The organism is Anaeromonas frigoriresistens (assembly GCF_016820655.1).
Lineage (GTDB): Bacteria > Bacillota > Clostridia > Tissierellales > SIT17 > Anaeromonas > Anaeromonas frigoriresistens.
This window is the reverse complement of record NZ_WSFT01000027.1, coordinates 1-5,434: the sequence shown is the minus strand read 5'-3', so window position 1 is coordinate 5,434 and position 5,434 is coordinate 1. Positions and strand designations below refer to the sequence as shown.

Annotated in this window: 7 protein-coding genes and 1 pseudogene; 1 reads left to right on the top strand and 7 read right to left on the bottom strand. The window is 30.2% G+C overall.

What is annotated here, in order from left to right:
• Positions 1-222: 222 nt before the first annotated feature.
• The 6 genes from GOQ27_RS06085 to GOQ27_RS06060 all read right to left on the bottom strand — a co-directional run bounded on the left by GOQ27_RS06085 (position 223) and on the right by GOQ27_RS06060 (position 4,844).
• The gene (locus tag GOQ27_RS06085; RefSeq protein WP_203365948.1) at positions 223-696 is read right to left on the bottom strand and encodes a YfcE family phosphodiesterase; all 474 of its coding nucleotides are present in this window, start codon (positions 694-696) and stop codon (positions 223-225) included.
• 1 nt (position 697) lies between these two features.
• Complete coding sequence (locus GOQ27_RS06080; protein ID WP_203365947.1) at positions 698-1,309, bottom strand: XTP/dITP diphosphatase; 612 nt, start codon at positions 1,307-1,309, stop codon at positions 698-700.
• Position 1,310: 1 nt separating this feature from the next.
• Positions 1,311-2,066, bottom strand: coding sequence for a ribonuclease PH (gene rph / locus GOQ27_RS06075; protein ID WP_484477106.1), 756 nt, complete (start codon positions 2,064-2,066; stop codon positions 1,311-1,313).
• 106 nt (positions 2,067-2,172) lie between these two features.
• Positions 2,173-3,192, bottom strand: coding sequence for a GerMN domain-containing protein (locus GOQ27_RS06070; protein WP_203365946.1), 1,020 nt, complete (start codon positions 3,190-3,192; stop codon positions 2,173-2,175).
• A gap of 84 nt (positions 3,193-3,276) precedes the next feature.
• Positions 3,277-4,248 (bottom strand): AIR synthase family protein, encoded by a 972-nt coding sequence (locus tag GOQ27_RS06065; protein ID WP_203365945.1) that lies wholly within the window; start codon positions 4,246-4,248, stop codon positions 3,277-3,279.
• A 2-nt stretch (positions 4,249-4,250) separates the two neighbouring features.
• Positions 4,251-4,844, bottom strand: coding sequence for a hypothetical protein (locus GOQ27_RS06060; protein WP_203365944.1), 594 nt, complete (start codon positions 4,842-4,844; stop codon positions 4,251-4,253).
• 140 nt (positions 4,845-4,984) lie between these two features.
• Here GOQ27_RS06060 and GOQ27_RS06055 point away from each other — a divergent pair, with 140 nt between their 5' ends.
• Positions 4,985-5,149, top strand: a complete 165-nt coding sequence (locus tag GOQ27_RS06055; RefSeq protein ID WP_203365943.1) for a hydroxymyristoyl-ACP dehydratase — start codon at positions 4,985-4,987, stop codon at positions 5,147-5,149.
• A gap of 39 nt (positions 5,150-5,188) precedes the next feature.
• Here GOQ27_RS06055 and GOQ27_RS06050 read toward each other — a convergent pair.
• A pseudogene (locus GOQ27_RS06050) lies at positions 5,189-5,434 on the bottom strand (peptide ABC transporter substrate-binding protein); the annotation flags it as partial.

Below are 5,434 nucleotides of genomic sequence, written 5' to 3'. Positions count from 1 at the left end.
CGAACCCCCGGCACACGGATTAGAAGTCCGTTGCTCTATCCTACTGAGCTACAGGTGCATTTTTTCAGCTGACAATTTAAAATTATAACAGAAAAATTTAATACTGTCAACATTTTTTTGTTACTTTTTTATTGTTATCTATTTTACCCTATTTTCAAACCTTTATTCTAGTATTTTAGTTTTAATTAAAAATAAAACTAACTTTTAAAGGTTAGTTTTATTTTATAATTCTATTATTTTAGAATTTAAATCTCTATCTATAGTTATTATTCCATAACTTTTTTTACTGCCACCTCTAGGCTTTGATATACTTCCAGGATTAAATATTAAAATATCTCCTTCCACTATATTTACAGGTTGATGTATATGTCCAAATAATATAGCATCTACTTCCAATTCGCTTGCTCTATAATATAGATTATCTAACCCCCATTTACAGTTGTATCTATGACCGTGGGTTAAGAATATTCTTTTCCCTTTTACTTCTATTATTTCTTCCTCAGATACTTCATTATCATTTATGTCACAGTTTCCTTTGACATTTATCATATCTATTCCTGTTTTAATTTGTATTTCCTTTGCATCTTTACTATAATCACCTAAATGTATAAATAAATCCACATCACTTAATGAGTTTAAAACCTCAATGCTTTTGTCTATCTCTCCATGAGTATCACTAATAATAACTAACTTCATATCATTCATCCTTTAATATATCTTCTAATTCCTTTCTAAGTTCTTCTAGAGCCCTTGCTCTATGACTAATTTTATTTTTAATATCTTCTCCTAATTGAGCAAAAGTTTTGTCATACCCATCCACGATAAATAAAGGATCATACCCAAACCCTTTATCTCCCTTTGGTTCTAGGGCTATTCTACCTTTACATATGCCAGTTAGAGTCTTAATACTTTTATCTTCTAACACTATAGCAATTACTGTCCTAAACTCTGCAGTTCTCTGTTCTAATTTTGTATCTTCTAATTCTTTTAAAAGTTTTTTATTATTCTCCAAGTATGTAGCATCTTCTCCTGCATATCTAGCTGAGTAAATTCCTGGTTCACCATTTAATTTATCCACAAAAAGTCCAGTATCATCAGCCAGTACAATTCCCTCTGTCTTTTCTGATATCTCTTTCGCCTTTTTAATCGCATTTTCTTCTAAAGTTTCCCTGTCCTCCACTACTTCAAGTTCTTTTAAGCCTACTTCATTTTTAGATAGCACTTCTACAGGTAATCCTTTTAATATACTCTTTATTTCTTCTATTTTATGTGTATTGCCGCTAGCAACTATTATCCTTTTCTGTAGCATATTACTCTCCTTTAATAATAAAATTTGAAATCTCTCCTAAAGCTTGTTTTTGCTTTTCTATTAATTCTTTATTACCCTTTTCTGCTAAGTCTAATAATTCATTTAAATCATTTCTAGAAAATGGGGCTTCTTCTCCAGTACCTTGTATTTCAACAAATTCACCTTCCCCAGTCATTATTACATTCATATCTACCTTAGCATTAGAATCTTCAATGTAACATAGATCTAAAACACTTTCATCCTTTACTATACCTACACTTATTGCAGATACAAAATGTCTAATAGGAATTGTTGATATTAACTTATCATCATGAAGACTTTTTAATGCATCTACTAATGCAACAAAAGCCCCGGTTATTGAAGCAGTCCTTGTTCCTCCATCAGCTTGTATAACATCACAATCTATCCAAACTGTCCTCTCCCCTAGCTTATCTAACTCTATAACTGATCTTAAAGCTCTTCCGATAAGTCGTTTTATTTCTTGAGTTCTACCCTCTAATTTCCCTCTACTAGCTTCTCTTATTTTTCTAGTGTGGGTGGATGATGGAAGCATAGAATATTCAGCAGTAATCCATCCCTTTCCAGATCCTTTTAAGAATGGCGGTACTCTATCTTCTACCATAGCTGTACATATTACTTTAGTATCTCCCATCTCTATTAAAACTGATCCTTGAGGGTGTTTAAGATAATTCCTTGTAATCTTAACCTCTCTTAATTCATCTCTTTTTCTTCCGTCTTCTCTATTCAAATTTTTCACTCCTTTAGTTTTTACCTAATTATTCTTCCTATATATATAACTATGATACCAAAGTTTAAATTATATTACCAATAAAAATAGGACATCAATAGATGTCCCGGGAAAATTAGTATTCATTTGCAAAGGTTGGTATTGCTTCAGCTGGCAATACATTCATTTTAGCTTCTTCTAATGTTTTGCCATTTATGAGTATTTCCACTCTTTCTATTTCACTAAATTGATCTAAAGTTAGAGCTATGTTCTTAACCATGGAGTCAAAAGCTGATTGATCTACAATCTTTTCTTTTGTATCTTCAGATAAATCTATAAATGCTACTCCATCTTTGACTTCTACCCCTTGTAAAGCTACTCCCATAGGTATATCAGTGTATAAACCACTTGACTCTGGTGGACCATTAAATAACTCTTCTAAAGCTGTATACATATTTGGACTTGGTGTAGCTACTGTCTCTGTCACTGGAACATAATATTCGTATTCTCCATTAGTTGTACCCTTATAGTATACAACCACCTTAGAATCTCCTACATTATTATCTACTAAGTTTATGTCTCTTCTCTTTATAGGAGTACTTACATCTGTTCCGTAGGTCAATGTTTCTAAAATTTCCCCATCCACTATAAATTGAACTTCAGATATTGTTGGAAATTCTGTTAAGGTATATACAACTCCATTAATAAAACTTACTTCATCTACCTTATCTTCTGAGTTTAATATTTCCTCGGAAAAATTGACCTTACAAAGTCCAGTAGATTCGTCAATTGACATCCCTAAGACCTGACTTCCTACAGGTATTATTGGCTCTAAACCTATAGATCCCATATCAGATTCATTTTCTTCACTTTTTGTCAAATAGCCCAATGTTTTTTTAGCTATTCCTGTTTCCCAAGGTATGTTTCTTTTAATTGGTACTAATAAGTTCTCTCTACTTTTATAGTAAAGTACAGTTTCTCTACCTTCTTCTTCCAATGTTACTTCTACTGTCTCAGTAGATTCATCAGTCATTTCTACTATCTCATCCTCTGATCCTGTAACCATCTCTTTCATTGCTTGTAATTTTCCACATCCCGTCATCGTTATTATTAGAGTAATAAGTACAAGAAGTGAAATAATTTTTTTTAGCTTCATCAGTTACCCTCCCTTAGCTCACTATATATAAATTATATTAAGCCAAGTTAGATACTATGAATAAATCAATAAAAAAAGTATTTTCTAAATAACTTTATATAATTCATCGCTTTCTGGAGGTGAAATTTTCTCTTTATCAATATAAACTCCGTCATCTATTACTTCCCCTATTATAGAAGCCTCTATATTTTCACTGTTAAGTTTATCTAGTAGTATATTGGCTTTATTCTCATCCGTTATGATTATCAAACTACCGCTAGCAATTAATTTATAAGGATTAATATCTAAAAATTTACATATTTCTTTAGTAGATTCATCAATTTTAATTTTTTCTTCATATATTTGTATACCTTTACTTATAGCTTCTGATGCCTCATATATAGCTCCAAAAATTCCACCTTCTGTTATATCATGCATATATTCAACACCTAAATCTCCTGCTATCATACCTTCTTTTACAACACTTATATTATCTACTAATTTTTTTCCTGCTTCTAGTATATCTTTAGATAAATTCTTTATTAGCTTGTCCTCTAAGTCCTCTGCTATTATAGAAGTGCCTTCTATGGCTATTCTTTTAGTTAATATTACTTTAAAGCCCTCTTTTATATTTTGAGGTTTTAGTATTTTATCCTTCATTTGTTTACCTATAACTGTACTATTTATTATTATCTTATTAACTGAATCAGTTATTTCTGTATGACCTCCAATTATTTCCACATTTAATTCTTTAGCTGTATCTGAAGCATCTTTCATAATCTTTTTTATATCCTCTTTTGTAGTTTTTTCAGGAGCTAGTATAGACAATAATACTCCTACAGGTTCTGCTCCATTAGATGCTACATCATTACATGATATATGTACTGCTAGTTTTCCTATATTCTTCGATGCACCAGTAATAGGATCTGTAGAAACTACACATCCATAATCGCCAAAATCAATAACTGCACAATCTTCTCCTACTCCTCCCCTCGAAAGGACATCTTCTCTTCTATTTGTAAGCAGGTCAAATACTAAACTTTTTAATAGATCATTAGGTAATTTTCCTATATCCATCTCTATTCCCCCTCATTTAAATAATTTCTTTTAATATCATCGTATTCAATATATCTATGATCAGATACTATAGCTATTGGTGTTATATCTTTAGGTTTTATATCATGAAATATTAAAACTTCACAATCATAACCTTCTTTCTTATCTAATCTTTTTGATAAGTTTTCCTTAAAGCTTAAAGAAGTTTTCCAATATTCTTTAATATTATTAATTCCTATTCTTTTTATATATTTATTCATATAACTAAATTCATCAATATCCTTTAGAATGAAGGGCTCATAGATCTCATTAACCAAATTTTCATTGGCTACCCAACAATAGTCTTCATTTACTTTTAATCCAAGGAGCACACTATGAGAATGCCAAGTGTGCTTATCTTTAAAATTCATGCTTCCAAATATGGCTTTTTGACGAATAATCCACTCTGGTAAGTAAGATAATTTATACTGATCTATAAGTTTATGAAAATCTATGTATTTAGTTTTATAACTAACTTTATCATTAAATTTTATCCCATCTTTTAATATATTATTAAAATCATTTATATTAGCTATATGGTATATCATCCTTGTTTGAGTATAATCCTTAAATTTCAAATCAACATCACCCTGTAACTATTATTTACAAAGTATTATTAATTAATTCTACTATAATATGATAACATAGGACCGATATTTTGTAATTATATTAGTAAAATTGGGAAAACTATATTGTAAATCTATGTGGAGGGATATAAATGACAATAAATTGTTCCGAGAAGTGTACTCATCAATCTGAAGGAATATGCAGTTTAAATCATATTATTAATTCCACTGGCATATCGGAAAATAATTGTCCTTATTTTGATTATAAGGATAAGTCTTACATGAAGAAAGAATTTTACAAAGAGAATTTTAACTAATAAAATCCCCGATTAAATAATCGGGGATTTTTATATTAATTATTTTGTTATATATGCTGTTTTATAACCATTTGTTATTGATAAAGGAAGTCTTACTATTCCTTTTACATGGTCTTTTTGTAAATAGATTCTAACAGAGTGATCTGTTGGAGATACTGGCATTTCATCCATTAGAATTCTTTCAGCTTCTAACATTGCTTCCATACGCTCATCACCAGTTGTAGTTTGAGCTTTCTTGATTAACTCATCATATTTCTCATTTGACCATTTAGCAGTGTTTTGGCT